16 protein-coding genes are annotated in these 20,814 nt (G+C 41.3%); 2 read left to right on the top strand and 14 right to left on the bottom strand.

Annotated elements, in window-relative coordinates; genetic code table 11:
- Positions 1-22 precede the first annotated feature (22 nt).
- A complete protein-coding gene (locus tag O3598_RS08535) occupies positions 23-673 on the top strand; it encodes a YigZ family protein (protein WP_287530049.1) in 651 nt (216 codons plus the stop codon).
- A 28-nt stretch (positions 674-701) separates the two neighbouring features.
- Here the strand turns inward: O3598_RS08535 and O3598_RS08530 are convergent, their stop codons facing one another.
- Positions 702-890, bottom strand: a complete 189-nt coding sequence (locus O3598_RS08530) for a hypothetical protein (RefSeq protein ID WP_005377902.1) — start codon at positions 888-890, stop codon at positions 702-704.
- 190 nt (positions 891-1,080) lie between these two features.
- On the opposite strand from O3598_RS08530, the gene O3598_RS08525 reads away from it, so the two are divergent.
- Entirely contained in the window at positions 1,081-1,971 is an 891-nt protein-coding gene (locus O3598_RS08525; RefSeq protein ID WP_005381802.1) for a LysR family transcriptional regulator, read from the top strand.
- Between the two features lie 95 nt (positions 1,972-2,066).
- Here O3598_RS08525 and O3598_RS08520 read toward each other — a convergent pair whose 3' ends face one another.
- From O3598_RS08520 to O3598_RS08460, 13 genes are all read right to left on the bottom strand, one after another.
- Positions 2,067-3,014, bottom strand: coding sequence for a dihydroorotate dehydrogenase (locus O3598_RS08520; RefSeq protein WP_156930784.1), 948 nt, complete (start codon positions 3,012-3,014; stop codon positions 2,067-2,069).
- Complete coding sequence (locus O3598_RS08515; RefSeq protein WP_371452382.1) at positions 3,014-3,781, bottom strand: dihydroorotate dehydrogenase electron transfer subunit; 768 nt, start codon at positions 3,779-3,781, stop codon at positions 3,014-3,016. Before O3598_RS08515 ends, O3598_RS08520 begins: the two co-directional genes overlap by 1 nt.
- 4 nt (positions 3,782-3,785) lie before the next feature.
- A complete protein-coding gene (gene carB / locus O3598_RS08510) occupies positions 3,786-6,986 on the bottom strand; it encodes a carbamoyl-phosphate synthase large subunit (protein ID WP_371452380.1) in 3,201 nt (1,066 codons plus the stop codon).
- Position 6,987: 1 nt separating this feature from the next.
- The gene (gene carA, locus O3598_RS08505) at positions 6,988-8,055 is read right to left on the bottom strand and encodes a glutamine-hydrolyzing carbamoyl-phosphate synthase small subunit (protein WP_005377893.1); all 1,068 of its coding nucleotides are present in this window, start codon (positions 8,053-8,055) and stop codon (positions 6,988-6,990) included.
- Positions 8,055-9,341: a dihydroorotase gene (locus O3598_RS08500; protein WP_005377927.1), complete on the bottom strand. Its 1,287-nt coding sequence runs from the start codon at positions 9,339-9,341 to the stop codon at positions 8,055-8,057. Before O3598_RS08500 ends, carA begins: the two co-directional genes overlap by 1 nt.
- A complete protein-coding gene (locus O3598_RS08495) occupies positions 9,325-10,275 on the bottom strand; it encodes an aspartate carbamoyltransferase catalytic subunit (RefSeq protein WP_005377928.1) in 951 nt (316 codons plus the stop codon). Before O3598_RS08495 ends, O3598_RS08500 begins: the two co-directional genes overlap by 17 nt.
- Before the next feature lie 289 nt (positions 10,276-10,564).
- The gene (locus O3598_RS08490; protein WP_371452378.1) at positions 10,565-13,246 is read right to left on the bottom strand and encodes an ATPase; all 2,682 of its coding nucleotides are present in this window, start codon (positions 13,244-13,246) and stop codon (positions 10,565-10,567) included.
- A 4-nt stretch (positions 13,247-13,250) separates the two neighbouring features.
- Complete coding sequence (whiA, locus tag O3598_RS08485; protein WP_005377900.1) at positions 13,251-14,198, bottom strand: DNA-binding protein WhiA; 948 nt, start codon at positions 14,196-14,198, stop codon at positions 13,251-13,253.
- Between the two features lie 12 nt (positions 14,199-14,210).
- Positions 14,211-15,560 (bottom strand): uridine diphosphate-N-acetylglucosamine-binding protein YvcK, encoded by a 1,350-nt coding sequence (yvcK, locus tag O3598_RS08480; protein WP_005381793.1) that lies wholly within the window; start codon positions 15,558-15,560, stop codon positions 14,211-14,213.
- Between the two features lie 11 nt (positions 15,561-15,571).
- Positions 15,572-16,483: an RNase adapter RapZ gene (gene rapZ, locus O3598_RS08475; RefSeq protein ID WP_005383013.1), complete on the bottom strand. Its 912-nt coding sequence runs from the start codon at positions 16,481-16,483 to the stop codon at positions 15,572-15,574.
- Between the two features lie 11 nt (positions 16,484-16,494).
- Complete coding sequence (locus O3598_RS08470; protein ID WP_371452376.1) at positions 16,495-17,307, bottom strand: Cof-type HAD-IIB family hydrolase; 813 nt, start codon at positions 17,305-17,307, stop codon at positions 16,495-16,497.
- 107 nt (positions 17,308-17,414) lie between these two features.
- Positions 17,415-18,662: an S-layer homology domain-containing protein gene (locus tag O3598_RS08465; RefSeq protein WP_371452374.1), complete on the bottom strand. Its 1,248-nt coding sequence runs from the start codon at positions 18,660-18,662 to the stop codon at positions 17,415-17,417.
- A gap of 557 nt (positions 18,663-19,219) precedes the next feature.
- Entirely contained in the window at positions 19,220-20,482 is a 1,263-nt protein-coding gene (locus O3598_RS08460) for an S-layer homology domain-containing protein (RefSeq protein ID WP_227041455.1), read from the bottom strand.
- Positions 20,483-20,814: the final 332 nt, after the last annotated feature.

Genomic DNA, 20,814 nt, shown 5'->3' with positions numbered 1-20,814 from the left:
CAATAAGAATGGAGGTGAGGAAATGCCAGATACAACTAGCTCTACCGTGGAATTCATAGCCATTGCCAAAGAATTCCGCCATGAATATGTAGTGGAGAAATCCAGATTTATCACTACCGTATATCCATGTAGTACCGAAGAGGATGCGCAATCTTTTATCGCCCGTATCAATAAAGAGTTTTGGGATGCTCGGCATAATTGTACGGCCTTCGCATTAGGACCAAAGCAAGAACAACAACGCTCGTCCGATAATGGTGAACCATCGGGCACTGCTGGAAAGCCTATGCTAGAAGTCTTGAAAAAAACAGGTATTACAAATGTAGCCGTTGTGGTAACGCGCTACTTTGGTGGCATAAAACTTGGAGCTGGTGGATTAATCCGTGCATACTCCCACTCCGTTGCGGAAACATTGCGTCTTGCGCCAAAAGAATTGCATACCACAAGAACACAATTACAAGCGATTATTGACTATGCACTATATGGCACAATAGAACGCTATCTACAAGATGCCCAACTACATTATGATGCTACCTTTGGAGAAAAAATAGATCTTACGATTTTAGTGCCACCTATCGATATAGAACGGATACAAAAAGAGCTCCAAGACATGAGTCATGGAGCTGCTACTTGTAATGTATTAGATGCTATCGAAGTGGTATTACCACTAGATTAAGTGTTCAATCAATTCGTACACTAACTAATTAGTTGCCATTATGAACTAAACCAGTAATGCCTTGATTCATTTCATGACGTTTTTCCGTTGTCAATGGATGTGGCCATACGCGTTCTAATTGTTTTTTACGACTAACACCAGCATTATGTGCTGTCATTAATCTACGTGCTTCCCAATTGCGAATTGCTTTACTTAATGTTCTTTTTACTACGCCCATAGTAGTACTCACTTTCCTAGTCAATGCAACTATATCAAAAATATTGATGAGATTATTAAAACAACTTTTTATGTGCTTTTATTCTCTTGATGTGTATAGTATATATGACATTTCTTAAAAGGTAAAATAACTATTCCTTTATTAGTTATAAATTTTAATTATTATGATTTGTGTATTAAAGGGGGATTTTATGGACACATCGTATTATCACAATTTTATAACCCTTGTTCAAACAGGAAACATGACACAAGCTGCAGAAATTCTCCACATTACACAACCGGCTTTGAGTAAGCAGTTAAAGTATTTAGAGGCAGAATTTGGAGCTCAACTCATCAATATTAAACGAGGTCAACGAGGTTCCAATTTACAACTTACCGATGCAGGTAAAATTTTTTATGAAAAAGCACAGCAATTATGTTCTATTGAAGAATCCACGTATAATGCAGTACAACAGTTAAATTCACGTATCGAAGGTACGCTGCGCATCGCTACCTCCGCATCCCGTTCCACCCCCATCGTACAACAATATTTGCCGGCATTCTCCATGAAATATCCATCTGTACACTTTGAGATTTACGAAGGACTCATGACCAATGTCGTAAAACAGCTCATCAGTGGCAGTGCAGAAATTGGAATTGCTAATATCCAAATGGTAGATACTGAAAAATTTGATATTCTCTTAACCCAAGAGGAACATCTATACGCATTGTTTAGACGCGATGTGTTTTGGACTGATCGCGAACACGATACCATTACCTGGGATGATATTAAACAATGCCCCCTCTCCTTATCTGGTGGATCTGTAAGAATGATTATGCAATCATCCTTAACGGATATGGAACATCTAAATGTGAGCGCTATTACGACTACCAAAACATCGGCCATTGAATGGGCATCATCCGGTCGTACGGTAGCACTGGTCCCAATGGATGCCAAAGAAATGGTAAATCACCGCAAAATGTCACGCATTAAATTACCTGAATTTTCCGGTGACTACAAAAAAGCATTCATAACCTTAAAAGGTCATGCCCTTTCACCAGTGGCACAACAATTTATAGATTTCTATAAGGCCTACGTATAATACATTTACCAATATTGATGCGAAATAATTACATATATGCGAAAAAGCAGGAAACTGGCATTGCCAATTCCTGCTTTTTTGTTGCTACGCGACTATTATTGATGTACAGCACCAACAATGTCAGTAATGCTATTGAGATTATATTGTTCTACAAAATCGCCCATTTCACGAGCAATACGAGAAATCGCGGTTGGATCAACCATCGTAGCGGTACCAACTTGTACGGCCTGGGCACCGGCCATCATAAATTCGATAGCATCTGTACCACTCATGATACCACCAAGGCCAATAATAGGAATAGTAACGCCTTTATAGACTTGGTGAACCATGCGAAGCGCCACAGGTTTTACTGCTGGACCAGATAGACCGCCATAAATATTACCTAACAATGGTTTGCGACGGTGAATATCAATAGCCATGCCTAACAATGTATTAATGAGGCTGACCCCATTACCACCACCGGCTTCTACAGCCTTTGCAATTTCAACGATATCTGTTACATTTGGTGAAAGTTTTACGATAACCGGCTTATCGGTTACTTTACGAACCGCTTTAGTTACTTGTTCAACAACCTTTGGGTCTACGCCAAATGCCATACCTTCACTCTCTACATTTGGACATGATACATTGACTTCAAGGCCTGCAATACCATCCACAGATAGTGTTTCTGCCATCCAAGCAAATTCCTCTACTGTACCAGCAGACATATTAGCTAGTAGCGGTACATCATATTTCTTAAGTTCTGGCAAAATATCCGTAACAAAATGCTCTGCTCCAGGATTTTCAAGGCCAATGCAGTTCAATACACCAGATGGAGTTTCTGCAATACGAGGGCCCGGATTACCATGACGACCTTTAGGCGTTAATCCTTTCACAGAGATAGCCCCCACCTCATTACTAAGGTCTAGATAACCAGCGTATTCAGGACCATTTCCAAAGGTACCAGATGCAGCGATAATAGGATTTTTCATCTTAATACCGCAATAATCGATGGCGAGTTTTGGATTCGGTGTAACGGTGTTATTTAAATCGCGTTCACTCATTAAAAGAACACCTCCTCAGCTGGGAATACAGGACCATCTTTACAAACCTTATAGCGCTTACCACCTACGCCATCACAAGCACAACCTAAACAACCACCTGTACCACAGCCCATCCGTTCTTCTAATGACACTTGGCAAGGTACATTGAGCTCTTTAGCCACTTGAGCCACACCTTTCATCATCGGTGTAGGGCCACAAGTCATAACGGAAGTGAATGTATTAGAATTAATTAGTTCAGGCATAATAGCTGTTGGGAACCCCTTTGTTCCTACACTACCATCATCTGTTGTGATATGAACCTGTACAGTTGTATCCTTGAACAAATCAGCCCAGAAGGTTTCGCTTTCATTTCTAAAGCCCAATATAACTTGTGCAGATTCACCCATTTGTAAATGGGAGGCAATACAAAGCATCGGTGCAATACCAACGCCACCGCCAACGAGAAGCATATTCTCAGATGTTACAAATGGTTCGCCCAACGGGCCTAAACAATCTAATGTATCACCAGGCACGAGGCGAGTCATAATATCCGTCCCCTTGCCTACGACACGGTACAAAAGGGTAATGGTACCCTTTTGTGCATCAAATCCAGCATAGCTAATAGGGCGACGCAATAATGGCGCCGTAGAGTTCGCTACGCGAACATTACAAAACTGCCCTACCTTTGCTTCTGCTGCTTGTTTTGGTGCGTGAATATCCATAATCCACACATCAGATCCTATTTGCTCATTGCGAACGACTTCGCCCTGTTCTACATAGCCACTCATGGTATTACTCCAATTCAAAATCTTGTAATGCTTCTACATTGTAGTTAGCGTCATCTTTACGGTTTGCTACAACGCGCAATACTTCACGAGCTGTATCAAGACTTGTTAAGCATGGTGTACCCATTTCCACAGCGAGACGGCGCAATTGGAAACCTTCACGTTCAGGCCGTTTACCAGCTGTCAATGTATTAAGTACGAGATCCACCTTATCTTGGCGAATGTGGTCAGCACAGTTGTCTTCGCCTTCATGGATTTTATTAACGACCTTACAATTAACACCATGTTCGATGAAGTATTTACCTGTACCACCAGTCGCTTCGATGTGATAGCCAAGGTCGATGAAACCTTTTGCAAGTTCACAAGCTTCTGCTTTATCGCGATCTGCTACAGTCATAAGAATTGTACCATCTTCTGGGATACGCATGTTTGCACCATTGATAGCTTTAAACAATGCTTCAGAATAGGTACGACCAATACCCATAACTTCACCAGTAGATTTCATTTCAGGTCCAAGAGCAATTTCTACAAGGCCCATTTTAGAGAAGGAGAATACCGGTGCTTTTACAGCCACGTATGGTTTATTAGGTACAAGACCTAAAGGTAAGCCTAAATCTTTTAAGCTTTCACCAAGAGCAATTCGAGTTGCACATTCTACCATATTGATACCTGTAACCTTGGAGATGAATGGTACAGTACGGCTAGAACGAGGGTTAACTTCGATTACATTAAGTTCGCCATCAGCCACGATGTATTGAATATTAAGAACGCCCTTAACATTAAGACCAATTGCGATACGACGTGTATAATCTACGATTTGATCGATAATTTCTTGGCTCAAATGTTGTGCTGGATAAACGGCCATGGAGTCACCAGAGTGAACACCGGCGCGTTCGATTTGTTCCATAATACCAGGGATACATACGTCGGTACCGTCGGAAATAGCATCAACCTCTACTTCCATACCAACCATGTAACGGTCGATAAGAACTGGATGTTCTTTAGACGCTACTACGGCTTCCTTCATGTATAGGTCAAGTTCTTTATCGTTGTATACGATTTCCATAGCACGACCGCCCAATACATAGGAAGGACGAACGATCAATGGATATTTTAAGTTCTTAGCTGCTTCTTGTGCTTCTTCATCAGATGTAACAAGAGCACCTACTGGACGAGGAATACCAAGTTTTGCCAACAATTCGTCAAAACGTTCACGGTCTTCCGCCATATCGATACTATCTACAGATGTACCGAGGATTTTTACGCCACGCTTAGCCAAAGGGCCCGCCAAGTTGATAGCCGTTTGACCACCGAATTGAGCGATAACGCCAGCTGGTTGTTCTTTATCGATGATTTCCATAACATCGTCCACTGTTAATGGTTCGAAGTATAGGGAATCGGAAATATCAAAATCTGTAGACACTGTTTCTGGGTTATTGTTGATCATAATAGATTGGTAACCCGCTTTGCGAAGAGCCCAAGAGGAATGTACAGAGCAGTAATCGAATTCAACGCCTTGACCAATACGGATAGGACCGGAACCAAGTACGACAACGGATTTTTCACCGAGTGGTTTAACTTCGTCTTCTTGTGCATAAGCACTGTAGTAATACGGTGTTTTGGATTCAAATTCTGCAGCACATGTATCTACATATTTATAAGTTGGAAGAATATTCCATTCTTTGCGTTTCGCTTTTACTTCTTCTGCAGTTGTATTCGCATAGCGTGCGATAACAGTATCAGGGAAGGAATAGCGTTTAGCTAAACGCAATACATCTTGAGTCAAACCATGTTCAGTTAACGCTTTTTCTACATTGACGATATTCTTAATTTTTTCAATGAAGAATGTATCGATTTTAGTAATGTAGTGGATTTTTTCTACGCTAATCCCCTTGCGAAGTGCTTCAGCTACCACATAGATACGTTCATCATCTACTAAATGTAAACGTTCAATCAATTGTTCCATAGACTCATGACCGATTTTCTTAAGCTCAATATGGTCTAAACCGATTTCCAAGGAGCGGATAGCTTTCAATAAAGAACCTTCCAAGGTACGGTCGATAGCCATGACCTCGCCTGTGGCCTTCATTTGAGTACCCAATGTACGGTCTGCTAAATTGAATTTTTCAAATGGCCAACGAGGGAACTTAGTTACTACATAATCAAGCGTTGGTTCGAAGCATGCTTTTGTTTCACCTGTTACAGCATTGGTAATTTGATCCAATGTCATACCTACTGCAATTTTTGCAGCTACCTTAGCAATTGGATAACCAGTTGCTTTAGATGCCAATGCAGAGGAACGGGATACACGAGGATTTACTTCGATAACGATATATTCGTTGCTATCTGGATTCAATGCGTATTGTACGTTACAACCACCTTCGATTTTCAAATAGCGAATAATATCTACAGATGCAGTACGAAGCATTTGGTATTGAATATCGTTCAATGTTTGGCTTGGTGCCACAACGATGGAGTCACCTGTATGTACGCCTACAGGGTCGATATTTTCCATGTTACATACAATGATACAGTTGTCTGCACTATCGCGCATGACTTCGTATTCGATTTCTTTCCAACCTGCAACGGAACGTTCCGCCAAGATTTGGTGAATTGGTGAAAGTTTCAAACCACGGCGTGTGATTTCATACATTTCATCTTCGTTATGCGCAATACCGCCACCAGTACCGCCCAATGTATAAGCAGGACGGATGATGATAGGATAGCCGATGCGATTTGCAAAGGCTACGGCTTCTTCAAGGTCATTGAAGATGTCGGATTCAGGAACTGGTTGATTGATTTCCTTCATCGCTTCCTTGAACAATTCGCGATCTTCTGCATGTTTAATAGCTTCTAATGTCGTACCAAGCAACTTAACGCCATACTCTTCGAGTACGCCAGCTTCTGATAATTGAACGGCCATATTTAGACCTACTTGGCCCCCCAATGTTGCCAATAAGCCCCAAGGGCGTTCTTTTTTAATAACTTCCGTTACGAATTCAAGGCTAATAGGTTCTACATATACACGGTCTGCAATATCTGTATCAGTCATGATTGTTGCAGGGTTAGAGTTAACCAATACTACCTTATAGCCTTCTTCACGAAGGGAACGGCACGCTTGTGTACCAGCATAGTCGAATTCTGCTGCTTGGCCGATAATAATTGGACCAGAACCAATTACGAGTACTTTTTTTGCTTCTGTGGTCATATTATTTTCCCTTTCTCATCATATCTTCAAATTCATCAAACAAATATAGGTTATCAGTAGGTCCAGGGGACGCTTCTGGATGGTATTGTACGGAGAAGATTGGCAATTCTTTGTGGCGCATACCTTCTACAGTACCATCATTCACACTGCGATGTGTGATTTCAATATAATCAGGCAAAGAAGAATCATCTACGGCAAAGCCATGATTTTGAGATGTAATATATACACGGCCTGTACGAAGATCTTGTACAGGGTGGTTAGAACCACGGTGACCAAATTTAAGTTTGAATGTAGTGCCGCCGTATGCTTGTGCCAATACTTGGTGACCCATGCAGATACCAAAGATTGGTTTCTTACCAAACATTTTCTTCACTTCTTCTACTGCATAACCTAGATCTTGAGGGTCTCCAGGGCCATTGGACAAGAAAATGCCATCAGGATTAACAGCGAGTACATCTTCTGCCTTAGAATCTGCTGGGAACACAGTTAAACGGCAACCAGCAAGCTCTAAGGATCGAAGAATATTTTCTTTTACACCATAATCCATTACAGCCACATGGAATTCTGCATTTTTATCGCCACGCATGCCTTGCCATTTTGTAGTGACGCGCATAACTTGGTCTGTAGGCAAATCTTGTTTAAATAATTTTTGAATATCTTCCATCGGATAATCAGCACGCACAAGTACGCCTTTCATAACACCATGGTTACGAATAGTACGAGTAATAGCACGCGTATCTACATCATAGAGGCAAGGAATGCCATGCAAACGTAAATATTCGCTGAACAAACCTTCATTTTGCCAATTGGATGGGAAGTCACATAGTTCACCTACGATAAAGCCTTTACAGTATGGTTTAGGACCTTGTGTAATAGCATTTAATGTACCATAGTTACCAACGAGTGGATATGTTAATGTAATAATTTGATCCGCATAGGATGGGTCAGTCAAAATTTCTTGATATCCAGTCATGCCTGTATTAAACACAACCTCGCCCACTGTAGGAGCGCCGCCTAATAAGGAACCTTCAAATACGGAACCATCTTCCAGAACTAATTTGCCTTTCATTATAGGACCACGCCCTCCTTCATAACGATGTTACCGTCTACAACGGTAAGTTTTGCTTTACCAGTAACAATCATGCCATCAAATGGGCTGACTTTACCTTTTGTATAGAATTTATTTCTATCTACAGTCCATTGTTCTGTAGTAGAGAATACTGTAATATCCGCTGGTTTACCAACTTCTAATACACCTGCATCTAGATGCATCAATTCAGCTGGACGTGTACTCATGTAGTACACCACTTGGTCGATGCTAAGTTTATCTGGGCCATAGGCATTAGTAATAACGCCAGCCAAGGATGTTTCAAGCCCGCTAAAACCATTTGGAGCGCAGCAGAATTCGTGGTCTTTTTCTTCGAATGCATGTGGTGCATGGTCAGTGATAATAGCATCAATGGTGCCATCTTTTAAACCTTCTAGCAATGCTTGACGATGATCTTCAGAACGAATTGGCGGTGCCATTTTGAAAGCAGGATTATATTCGCGCAAATATTCATCAGTAAAGGATAGATGTTGGCTTGTTACCTCACAAGTTACATTAACCCCTTTAGCCTTTGCACGGCGTACCATATCCACCGTATTTTTACTACTTACGTGAGCGATATGGATATGACCACCTGTCATTTCCGCTAGTAAAATATCGCGAGCTACCGCCAAATCTTCAGCTACAGCTGGACGACCGATAACGCCCATTTCATAAGATACGAAACCTTCATGCATATGACCATTTTTAGTCAAGCTAATATCTTCTGCATGGTCGATAACCATTTTATTGAACATGGATGAATATTCCAACGCACGACGCATGAAAGCAGCACTTTCTACATAGTGTCCATCATCAGAATACGCTACAACACCAGCCTCAGCCATATCACCTAATTCAGCAAGTTCTTTACCTTCAAGGTTCTTGGATACAGCACCGATGAATTCTACTTTTACGACACCAGTAAGTTCAGCTTGTTTTTTCAAACCTCGTACAAGAGCCGCATTATCTACTACTGGTGTTGTATTCGCCATGGTCACGACGCGTGTAAAACCACCAGCAGCTGCCGCTTGTGTACCAGAATGGAAATCTTCTTTTGCTTCTTGGCCTGGTTCGCGCAAATGTGTATGAATATCGATAAGACCCGGTGCTACGATAAGTCCTGTTGCATCATATACTTCAGCACCATCTGCACTTAAATTTTGACCGATGGCTGCAATTTTACCATCTTTCACGAGAACGTCTGCTACTTCATGTTGTTGTTTTGCCGGATTGACTACCGTACCATTTTTAATAAGCAAGCTCACTACCGTCACCTCCATGAATTGTTAAGTACAACACAGCCATACGAACGGATACACCATTGCGTACTTGTTCTTGAATTACGGATTGATCCCAGTAGGCTACATCTGGGGAAATTTCAAGGCCACGGTTCATTGGGCCTGGATGCATTACCATAACATCATCTTTTGCTAGGCTTAATACATCTTTATTGATACCAAAGATACGCGCATATTCGCGATTTGTTGGATATAGAGCAGAGTGAATGCGTTCTAATTGGATGCGAAGAACATTGACAACATCTGCGTCTTTTACAGCTTCACGCACATCGTGATGAATGGTAACACCCATTTTTTCAAGTTCAGGATAGAGCATAGTACGAGGACCTGCCAAGTGAACGTCGGCCCCCATTTTAGTAAGACCGTAAACATCGGAGCGAGCTACACGGCTATGCATAATATCGCCTACGATAACGACTTTTTTACCTTCTAATGAACCTTTGCGTTCAATGATGGAGAACATATCGAGCAATGCTTGTGTTGGATGTTCATGGGCACCATCGCCAGCATTGATAATGATAGGATCAACGGCTTTTGTCGCATAGAGAGGAGCCCCTTCTGCACTACTGCGCATTACGATGGCATCCGTCCCCATATAGGACAATGTTAATAATGTATCGCGGAAGCTTTCACCCTTACCCATAGAGGAACCACTTGGTGTAATATTGATTACATCTGCCCCTAAATATTTACCTGCTAGTTCAAAAGAACTACGCGTACGTGTACTAGGTTCCATGAATAGATTGATAATCGCCTTACCTTTCAAATAAGGGATTTTTTTGTCATCAGACAAAACAACCTTCTTCATCTTTTTCGCTACATCTAGAATTAATTTAATTTCTTCAGGTGTAGCATGTTGTAACCCTAACAAATGTTTGCCATGCAAGCTCACTTGTCCCATGATTGCCTCCTAACCGTATAACAAAAAAGACCTCTTGCCCCAGGGCAAAAGGTCGAATAGTTTGCACAAAGAAGCCCTTGAGGGCGCTTCAACTATATGTCCTTTTTTAGCCTCTCTGGACCAATTTAAAAGGGATTTTGTAATGCTACAGTATCTCGTACTGTATATTGCACTTATCTCTATTCATTGTACTGAAATTACCTGTGAAAGTCAATGTAATTCCCATGAAGAAACACAAATCGGATGCCTCAAAAGGCATCCGATTTAATATGTAAATCCACCGATTCGTTTACTGTTGTTTTCTGGTCAACTGATCAATAGATACCGCATTTTGTGTAGTATCTTCATCTTGATTGGCAGATGTATTAACATCATCTAACTCGGCAAAGCTACGACGTTTACCACCTTGTGCTGCAATACGCGCTGCTTCACGTTCTTCGGCTAATTTTTGACGTGCAATTTCTGCGTTTCGCTTAGCGATAATTTGTCGTTGTGCAGCTAAGCGGATTTCTTCAGCCCGTTGAGCTGCTTTTTTCTGAGCTTCCCGTTGAATATCAGCACGACGGCGTGCCTCTTTGGCTTGTTCTTGAGCAATTTCGTATTCACGGTACCGTTTTTCAGCCAATTGGCGAGCTTCTTCGGCTTTTCTAGCCGCTTCTGCTTGTTCTTTCGCAATACGTTCACGCTCTGCTTTACGTGCCGCTTCTGCAGCGCGATTTTCTTCGCGGATGCGAGCTTCCTCAGCTTGGCGTGCTGCTTCAGCAATACGTTCTGCTTCCGCAATTCTTGCAGCCTCTGCCTTACGAGCCTCTTCGGCACGGCGTGCTTCTTCGGCTTTACGCGCTTCTTCGGCCCGTTTTGCTTCCTCTGCAATACGACGTTCTTCGGCTTTACGCGCTTCTTCTTGAGCTTTTGCAATAGCTGCTAGGCGCTCTTCCTCAGCTTTACGTGCCGCTTCTTGTCGAGCCATTTCGGCTTTGCGCAATGCTTCCTGACGAGCTTCTTCGGCTTTTCTAGCCTCTTCAGTGCGTTTTGCTTCGGCTGCAATTCGATCAGCCTCTGCTTTGGCTTCTGCAGCCTTGCGTTTTTCCTCGGCCTGACGAGCCGCCTCTTGACGCGCCGCTTCTGCTTTTCTAGCCGCTTCTTGGCGTTCTGCTTCGTTTTTAGCCGCTTGTTCTGCCGCTTTACGCTCTGCTTCAATACGAGCTGCTTCTGCACGTTGTTCAGCAAGAATACGCTCTTCTTCAGCCTTACGCTGCGCTTCTAACCGTTGTGCTTCTAATTTTGCTGCATATTCACGAGCTTTTTGCTCGGCTGCTTCTCGAGCAGCTTGCTCACGTTCCGCTTTTTCACGAGCTGCTTGTTCGGCTGCGATGCGTGCTGCCTCTGCTTTTTGAGCATCAGCCTTGGCTTTTTGTTCGGCTGCAATACGAGCCGCTTCAGCCTTAGCCGCATCATCTTTCGCCTTTTGCTCTGCTGCAATGCGTGCTGCTTCCGCTTTTTGGGCATCAGCCTTAGCTTTTTGTTCAGCCAATTGTCGATCAGCTTCCGCTTTAGCACGTGCTCGTTCAGCAGCTGCATCGGCTTTTGCCTTGAGTTTAGCTTGTTCCTCTGCATCTCGTTTATCTAATTCAGCCTGTCTATCTTGAGCTGCTTTATGAGCAGCAGCTGCCTTTTCAGCCGCTAATTTAGCTGCCTCTGCTAATTGATGAGCTTGTTCTTCTTTTTGCGTTTTCGCTGCTACATATTTTTCTTCAATAGCCACCTTCTTAGCTGCTTCAGCTGCTTCTTTTTGTGCCTCTGCTTCTAATGCACGCTGACCCGCTTCATTAGTAGCCAATATGCGCGCATATTGAGGGTTTGCTAACGCTTCTGGAATCAGTAAAAAACGAACTGGTAAATTCGAAGCACCAGCCGGCATGAACTCGATGGTCAACGTATCACCACCGTAATAATTCCCCATGTATCGAGAATCTAATACAGTATTATGACCTAATGCCATCAGTCCGTCGTCACCACCGATGTGATAGGTCATGCTTTCACTAGGTGCCTTCTGCCAACGACGTTGTGCTTTCACAGTAAAAGAACCCGAATAACCGCCGCCTAATGGATTGAAATAGAGGCGGAAAGGATCCTCGCCGCTTGTAGGAATTTTAACGGTATAAGAAATACCATAGTTCCCTGCGTCCTTAACATAGGCTTTATTATCGAGCTCATCCACGCCCTCTACAAAACGGTCTTCTCTATCATTACCCAGTTCCACATAGGCGCCACCTAATGTGGTATTATATTCTTTTGTTACTGCCATTTCGCGCTCAGCACCGGTGAAAGTACCACGCAACCGCACATGGTCTATAGGCAAATTATTCACCCAATACGAGGACTCAATAGAATTCAGATTCATAGGAATCATCATAACCCGTGCAAATACAGGAGCACTTGTTTGCAAATCTACGATGCCTGTAAATAAAGCATCTTTAGGTATTGGGGAGTGTTCTAAATCAGTAAATACGAGTTGACGACTTTTGGGAGGCATCACAAAGGAATACAATGGTTTATCCGTCAATGGTTGCTCTAATTCCTTTCGTGATAAATCGCGGCCCGCCGCAAAATAATCTGATGTGGCGATGGATTTTAGTTCACGGAACACGGCAATGCCATTTGGTTCATTACCGGTATTCTCCAAGATAATGGCAATCTTATGAGGTTCAGCCATTTCATTTACATGGTAAAAGTAGATACGCCCTTTCCCATTAATGCTACCAGCACTTAAAACGCCGCCTACGGGACCTACATATTCAGGACTATCAGATAATAGCAATGTATCCTTCTGTGCTTGTAATTCCGCTGGTAATGGAGTAAACGAAAAATATCCTATGGAGTTCAAATCAATATCGCTTGCTGCATGACCTGTTAATGCTCCCATAACTGCTAACATCGTCGCTAGCTTATATGTTTTCTTAAATAACATAATATTAAACCTCTTCCAGCCCCATAGGATCATATGTAAGGGCTAATGCTTCTAACTTTTTCAAACGATGTCCAATACCTGATTTAGATAAGGTACCATTCATCATTTCTTCCAATTCTTTTAAACTTGCTTCCGGATTATTCCAGCGCAATCTAGCAACAATTTTCAATTTATCCGGCAATGCATCAATACCTATATGCTCATCCAATATACGGATGGCTTTCACTTGACGTACCGCTGCATCTACGGTTTTTTGTAAATTTGCAGTCTCACAATTTACCTGTCGATTGATCTGATTGCGAACAGTCTTCATGATGCGTACATTTTCAAATTCCATCAATGCCGATTGAGCACCCATGACCTGTAAACAATTTGTTACCGCATCGCCTTCTTTAAGATATACCACATATTCTTCTTTACGCTCTGTTAGGCCTGCATGAATGTGAAATAATTTCAATACATATACAATTTCTCGTGCAAAAGCTTCGTTGCCCGTCATAAACTCTAGATGGTAATCACTTTGTGGTTTATTAACGGATCCGCCTCCTAAAAAAGCGCCGCGCAAGAAGGCGCGTCGCGCCTCCATTGAGTGTAACCACTTCCGTGGCAACTGTTCGGTAACAGGCCACAATGCCAAATCTTCTAAGGCTTGACGCCCCTCTTGAGATGGATCCACCGTTAATGTATACATATTCTTTTTCCGCAAATTTAAACCTTGGCGTACCATAACATGGGTCGGCAATTCGTATTGTTTTTTAAGTATGCCTAGCAAACGTCTAGCCACCGCATTATTAGCAGTGGCTAGTCGTATACCGATAGCTCCCTTCATACCGAGCAATAAGGAACCACCCATGCGCAATAAGCAGGATGCTTCAATCTTCATGGCCACATCGGTATCCGTTTCAGGCTCATAGGCACATAATTCATTTTTTACATCTTCTGCAAAAGACATAGGTTTTCCTTTCTAATGATCAGCACGGCGTAAATAATATTCTAATACCCGTGGTTCCATATCTGATTTCATAGCATATATGATATCCATAAGGACCTTACCTAAACGTTCTGGGTCATGAATAGCAGGTTTTTCTTGACTAATGAGCGTTGCTCTAACCGTGCGAATCCCCATATCTTGTAAACGTTTAGAATCGATGGCCACAGGTTCTGAACCAACTGCGCTATACTGTTCTACCATTTGAATTGGCAAAGGTCCATCATTGGCGAGAACCGTATCGATGATGCCTCCCCCACTATGGTCGATGATAGCTTGTACGTGATCAGCCAATGTGTAGCCTGACGTTTCACCAGGTTGTGTCATTACATTGGCAATGTAAATTTTATTGGCCTTACTAGCGCGCACATGGTCCGCGATTTTGTCAGTCAATAAATTAGGAATGATACTCGTATAGAGACTACCAGGCCCTAATATGATAACGTCTGCTTCATCAATGGCGCGCAATGCAGCGCCTTCTGGTTTTGGATGTTCAGGACTACTAAATACGCGTTTAATCTTCTTTCCTGCGTGTGGAATATTACTTTCACCATCCACAATTGTGCCATCAATGAGTTCAGCACTGAGTTGAATAAATTCTGTAGACGACGGAATGACACGACCGCGGACACGCAATAATTTACTAGCCGCTTCGAGGGCCTCCTCTATATCGCCATCATAAACCTGTGCCAACGCCGTAATAAAGAGATTCCCAAAGCTATGACCAGAGAGCTCATTGTTCCCTTCAAAACGATAGCGAAAAAGATTTTCCATAACCCCTTCTTGTTCTGCAAGAGCCACAAGACAGTTGCGTAAATCGCCAGGTGCAATCATTTTAAAATCTTCTCGCAAGCGACCGGAAGAACCGCCATCATCGGCAACTGTAACGATAGCCGATAAATTAGATGTGTGAGCTTTCAAACCGCGCAATAAATTGGATAAGCCCGTACCACCACCAATAACTACGATTTTAGGTCCTTTATCAAGACGGATATTTTGAAAGATAATATCCGATACCTTGCTAGATGGATCTGGTAAAACAGCGCGGATAATGGTTTTAATAACCTTGCTCGTACCAACTAAAATCAAGACAGCCGCTATACCGATAAGTACTGCGCCCACTAAAATCAATACATTGTAATTATAATATCCCGTTAAGGAATAGGAATAGGCAAGAACAATATCCTCTATATACGATAACCATTGATAGTTAAATAATAGTGAAATGCCTATGATTAATAAGCCTACCCCTAAGCTATAGAGAGCAAGCCAACGTTTTATATTAAGGCCCGGGATTAACCACCGGAACCAACGTTTTCGTAACATATAATCCCCTTTTAATCCCCTAGATCTGCTTGATGTGGATTAAAATCTTCTTCCACATTATTCTTCATCATATCCCGATGTTCCACCGTGACACGATAACCTTTTTCTAATAAATGAGCATACAAAGCCTCTGCCATGGCAACAGAGCGGTGCATACCGCCTGTACAGCCAACGGCTACAATAAATTGAGCTTTTCCTTCCTTCTCATAATTAGGCACAAGAAAATCCATGGTATTAAAATAGTGTGTTTTAAATTCATCCGTTACGTCAAAGGAGTGAATATAGTCGTTAACAACCTGTACACGCCCCGTTTTATGACGGTATTCTGGAATATAGAATGGATTTGGCAAGAAACGAACATCCCAAATCATATCTGCATCCAATGGCAAGCCGTATTTAAAGCCAAAGCTCACAACAGTTACGGACATGCCGTGTTTATCCGCCACTTGAGTAAAGCGTTTTTTCAAGTATTCCTTTAAGGATGCGGTTTTCATATCCGTTGTATCGATAATATAATCCGCTTTATGGCGCACAGAATCAAGAATTTGACGTTCTTTTCTTAGGCCTGTTGTAATGCGACCGCTTGGTGCGAGCGGGTGACTACGGCGAGACTCTTTATAACGACGAATCAACGTTTCATCGCTAGCATCCATGAACACGATTTCATAATCTACCTTCATCTCATTCAAGGTCTCTAACGAAGCAGACAAAGCCTCAAAAAACTCTCCGCCACGAATATCCACGACAAGGGCCACGCGATTGGTGCGGACCCCACCTTGGCGACAAATTTCACTCAGTTTTGGAATTAATACAGGCGGAATATTATCTACACAAAGGTAGCCCATATCTTCTAAAGCCTGTAATACCTGTGTTTTCCCAGCACCAGACATGCCAGTTACGATTAATAAACGAAATGCTTCCATACCTTACTCCATTATAATAAATGTTCTTCAATCCAATGAGCTACGCCGTCTTCATTATGATGCCCACATACCTCACAGGCTACCGATTTTACATGATCTACCGCATTTTCAACGGCTACTGAGTACCCCGTTTTAGATAACATAGATATATCGTTCTCTGCATTGCCAAAGGAAATGATATGATCTAGACCAATTCCATATTGCTGTGCTAACTGCTCTAATGCATCGCCCTTAGACACATGAGGTGCAATGATTTCTAAAAAATCCTGTTGGCTCCGCACTAATGTAGCCGTATCGCCTACAATGGGCGTCAATGTATCAATAATAGAATCTATGTTTTTAACAGTATCTATAGCAATTAATTTATTCGGCTCTTGTGAAAGTTCATACAACGAATCGCCTAAAAATTCAGCTTTAGCCCCCGTTTGACGTTCATATAAATCCGATTGCCAATCCTGATGATGACACAATAGATGATCATCTACATAAGATTGAATATGCCAACCATATTGACTTGCTATTTTCCAAATCCGTTGTACTGTATCTAATGGCACAGTCCGTTCAAATAGCTTGCGACCTGATTCCAATTCTTGGATGAGACCTCCAGAAAATAATATCATCGGCACATTACCAAGCTGTAATGACATGCCAACAGGCTTTGCCGTTTGATACATGCGACCCGTTGCAATAGTGATACGAATGCCTTTATCTTGCAAGTGATGCAGAACATCCTTAGTATACTTTGACACCGTATTATCACTGCGCAACAATGTTTCATCACAATCGATGGCCACCATCTGAATATGTGAAAAAGAAGGATTCATCAGCAGACCTCCTTATATAATTACTGTATTTATCTATTATACCATTTATAAGGGGTGCAAAAAAAGAGACTCCCGAAGGAGTCCCTTTTATATTTGTAACTATCAAATTAGAATTTGTAGTTAAGGTCTGCACGGTAGAAGTCACCTTTGTCAGTACCATTTTGAGTTTTCCAGTCAAAGCCGTAGTAAGCGGACAAACCAACGTTGTTTTGCAATGCATAGTCAACAGTTGCCATCCAGCCTTTAGCATTTTGAGTATAAGTTTTATCATAACCATGATTCCAAGTTGTATCAACAATTGGAGCATTTTCTTTTTGGTTGAAGTATTGAGCTTTAACGTCCCAAGTACCTTGTTTAGCTTGATTATAAGCACCATAACCAACGCCTGCAGTCCAAGCTTGAGATTTATCTACGTTAGATGCTTTCAACCATTCGCCACCAACCCATACTTTGTCAAAGTTAAGGTCTGTGTTGAAGCCATAGATATTTTTATAAGCTTTAGCAGCTGAAGTTGCTGTAGCAGCAGTTTTGAAGTCTTCGCCATTTACACGAGTGTAGAAACCGCCTACATTAGCATGTTTACCAACTTTACCGTTCAAATTAACGATAGCAAGTTCAGGGTTAACTTTTTTAAGGTTATTTTCAGCAAGACCAGATACTGCATAACCATAAGCAGCTTGGAAGTTAACTTTGTCGTTACCAGCATTGAATTGAGCACCATCAAAAGTACCATCAAATGCTAAGCCTGCGCCCATTGCTTGACCAAAACGGCCAGCTTTAACGGATACGCGTTCACCAAATTTATGGTTTACATATGCACGGTCAACTTTTGCACTTGTATCTGCTTTAGCATTACCAAATTCAAAAGAATCTGTAGCCAAACGAACTACTGCGTCAGTGCGGTCGTTTACTTTTGCATTGAATTGTACACGTGCACGAGCATCAAATTTGGAGGATTTGTGTTCAGCATCACGATAACGAAGACGAGCATCACCAGTTACTTTTACGTTACCAACGCGGTCTTCCAAACGAGCTACACGAACACCCAAGTTGTTCAATTCGTTGGAGAATTCATCAGCCAAACGGTTGATCATAGCTTGTTGTTCAGCGTTAGCGCGGTCTTGGTTAGCCATAGCTTTAGCTACCATTTGAGCCATTTCGTAACGAGTGATATCGTTTTGGCCTTTGAAAGTGCCATCTGGATAACCGTTAACGATACCAGCAGCTGCTAATTGAGAAACTGCTTGGTATGCCCAAGAATCAGGAGTTACATCGGAGAATGGGTTAGCTGCGAATGCAGTAGTTACACCCAAAACTGCTGTTGCTGCAAAGATTGCTGCGAATTGTTTTTTCATAGTTGAATTCCTTCTTTCTGAAAAATAAGAATAAAATTGTTTTCACAAGTTGCGATTCACAATTCATTCTAATTTCAAGATTTAGAATTCTCTTGGGAGTGTCCACGTTTCCTCACCATAATTCTTCATCGAGATTTCAGTATGTTTTGCTTACCGCCTCTTGTTGCCATGATATTAGCACGAAGAAATTTTGATGTAAACCCTTTTTTCTCATTTACATTCTCATTTTAAAAAATTTATTTTTTGAAATCTTGGAAAAGTTAGATTTTATCTAAATTTTTTACAACTCAAAAAAATCAAAATTTTATACAAATTTATCCATTTTTTCTTATAATGATATTTATTCTCATCATTATTATTAAATTATACTTATTAAATATATTCTAATTATTTCTATTTATTAATATAGCTTCATGTTTGAGTCATTTTATACTCATACTACATATTGCATGTAACCATTTTCACATACAAAAAGGAGCCCTCTAAGGAGGACTCCTTTATATACTATTATATGTTATTAAGAGATGGTTTTCATAATAGTGTTATTTACTTATCAATTAGAATTTGTAGTTAAGTTCTGCACGATAGAAATCGGATAAGTCTTTACCGCTTTGGTCTTTAGAGTTGAAACCATAACCAGCACTTAAACCTACGTTATCTTGTACAGCATAATCAACTGTTGCTACATAACCTTTATAACCGTTATTTGTGTTAGTTAAATCATATGCTTGATCCCAAGTGGAGCTTACGATAGGTGCATTAGCTTTTTGGTTGAAGTATTGACCTTTCACATCCCAAGTACCTTTCTTAGCGATGTCGTAGTTACCATAACCTACACCAGCTGTCCAAGCTTGAGAATTAGCTACGTCAGAAGCTTTCAACCATTCACCGCCAACCCATACTTTATCTTTGCGGAAGTCTGCATTGAAGCCGTATACGTTTTGATGGTCATTTGGAGTTGCTACACCATTATGTTTTAAATTGCCGCTAGACAATCTGGAGTAGAAACCACCAACGGAGGATTCTTGACCGATTTTGCCTTTAACACCTACATAAGATACAGATGGGTTATCAGATTTTGCTTGACCTTCTGCAGCGCCTTCCATCATGTAACCATAAGCACCTTGTACTTGGATTTTATCGTTACCAACGTTCAATTGAGCACCGTCGAATGTATCATCGTACATTAAACCGCCACCAATTGTTTGGTTGAAACGACCAGCCTTAGCGGATACGTTTTGACCAAATCTGTGATCTACATACGCACGGTCAATTTTAGCAGTTGTACCATTGGAAGCATCACCGAATTCATAACCACCTTTAACACGAACTACTGCATCAGTTTTATCATTTACTTTTGCATTGAATTGAACGCGAGCACGGCCATCAGTTAAGGATTTGCTACCATCTTTGTAAACGCCTTTGTCTTCAGAGCCTTGATAACGGATACGAGCATCACCAGTAACTTTTACATTACCTACACGGTCTTCCAATTTGGAAACGCGTACGCCCAAGTTGTTCAATTCATTGGAGAATTCATCTGCCAAACGATTGATCATTGCTTGTTGTTCTGCATTAGCTTTATCTTGGTTAGCCATTGCTTTAGCTACCATTTGAGCCATTTCGTAACGAGTGATATCGTTTTGACCTTTGAAAGTACCATCTGGGTAACCATTAACGATGCCAGCTGCTGCTAATTGAGATACAGCTTGGTATGCCCAAGAATCAGGAGTTACATCGGAGAATGGGTTAGCTGCGAATGCGCTTGTTACACCTAAAAGAGCTGTTGCTGCAAATACTGCTGCGAATTGTTTTTTCATAATAGATTCCTTCTTTCTGATATAGTCTTTTTGACTAACAAATTTAGAAAAAAATATATATTATCAGAAGACTGTACATTTAGTTATGATCTATATAAGAACATCCTGATGAGTATCCACGTTTCCTCTTCTTCTGTTCTTGTATATCACCACAACTGGGTGTGTTGTCTTTCTGTGATGTCAATATACATCCGGTCAACAAATTTGTAAAGCATTTTATGCAATTAAATATGATGAAATTCCTTTCATGAAATAATTTTATACAACAAAAGCAGTATTTATCTATATTTATCAAAATTAAATTTTATGAAATTTCATTTTATTTAAGTATA

Origin of the sequence: Veillonella atypica (assembly GCF_041431435.1) — a bacterium.
Lineage (GTDB): Bacteria > Bacillota > Negativicutes > Veillonellales > Veillonellaceae > Veillonella > Veillonella atypica.
Note: the sequence above shows the minus strand (reverse complement) of the source record. Positions and strands in the feature narration are given on the sequence as shown.

Bases quoted from the DNA above. Each gene is read 5' to 3' on its own strand.
- O3598_RS08525 (WP_005381802.1), top strand. From the start codon at position 1,081: ATGGACACATCGTATTATCACAATTTTATAACCCTTGTTCAAACAGGA.
- yvcK (WP_005381793.1), bottom strand. From the start codon at position 15,560: ATGTTACGAAAACGTTGGTTCCGGTGGTTAATCCCGGGCCTTAATATA.
- O3598_RS08465 (WP_371452374.1), bottom strand. From the start codon at position 18,662: ATGAAAAAACAATTCGCAGCAATCTTTGCAGCAACAGCAGTTTTGGGT.
- carB (WP_371452380.1), bottom strand. From the start codon at position 6,986: ATGACCACAGAAGCAAAAAAAGTACTCGTAATTGGTTCTGGTCCAATT.
- O3598_RS08520 (WP_156930784.1), bottom strand. From the start codon at position 3,014: ATGAGTGAACGCGATTTAAATAACACCGTTACACCGAATCCAAAACTC.
- O3598_RS08470 (WP_371452376.1), bottom strand. From the start codon at position 17,307: ATGAATCCTTCTTTTTCACATATTCAGATGGTGGCCATCGATTGTGAT.
- whiA (WP_005377900.1), bottom strand. From the start codon at position 14,198: ATGTCTTTTGCAGAAGATGTAAAAAATGAATTATGTGCCTATGAGCCT.
- O3598_RS08530 (WP_005377902.1), bottom strand. From the start codon at position 890: ATGGGCGTAGTAAAAAGAACATTAAGTAAAGCAATTCGCAATTGGGAA.
- O3598_RS08490 (WP_371452378.1), bottom strand. From the start codon at position 13,246: ATGTTATTTAAGAAAACATATAAGCTAGCGACGATGTTAGCAGTTATG.
- O3598_RS08535 (WP_287530049.1), top strand. From the start codon at position 23: ATGCCAGATACAACTAGCTCTACCGTGGAATTCATAGCCATTGCCAAA.
- rapZ (WP_005383013.1), bottom strand. From the start codon at position 16,483: ATGGAAGCATTTCGTTTATTAATCGTAACTGGCATGTCTGGTGCTGGG.
- carA (WP_005377893.1), bottom strand. From the start codon at position 8,055: ATGAAAGGCAAATTAGTTCTGGAAGATGGTTCCGTATTTGAAGGTTCC.
- O3598_RS08460 (WP_227041455.1), bottom strand. From the start codon at position 20,482: ATGAAAAAACAATTCGCAGCAGTATTTGCAGCAACAGCTCTTTTAGGT.
- O3598_RS08495 (WP_005377928.1), bottom strand. From the start codon at position 10,275: ATGGGACAAGTGAGCTTGCATGGCAAACATTTGTTAGGGTTACAACAT.
- O3598_RS08515 (WP_371452382.1), bottom strand. From the start codon at position 3,781: ATGAGTGGCTATGTAGAACAGGGCGAAGTCGTTCGCAATGAGCAAATA.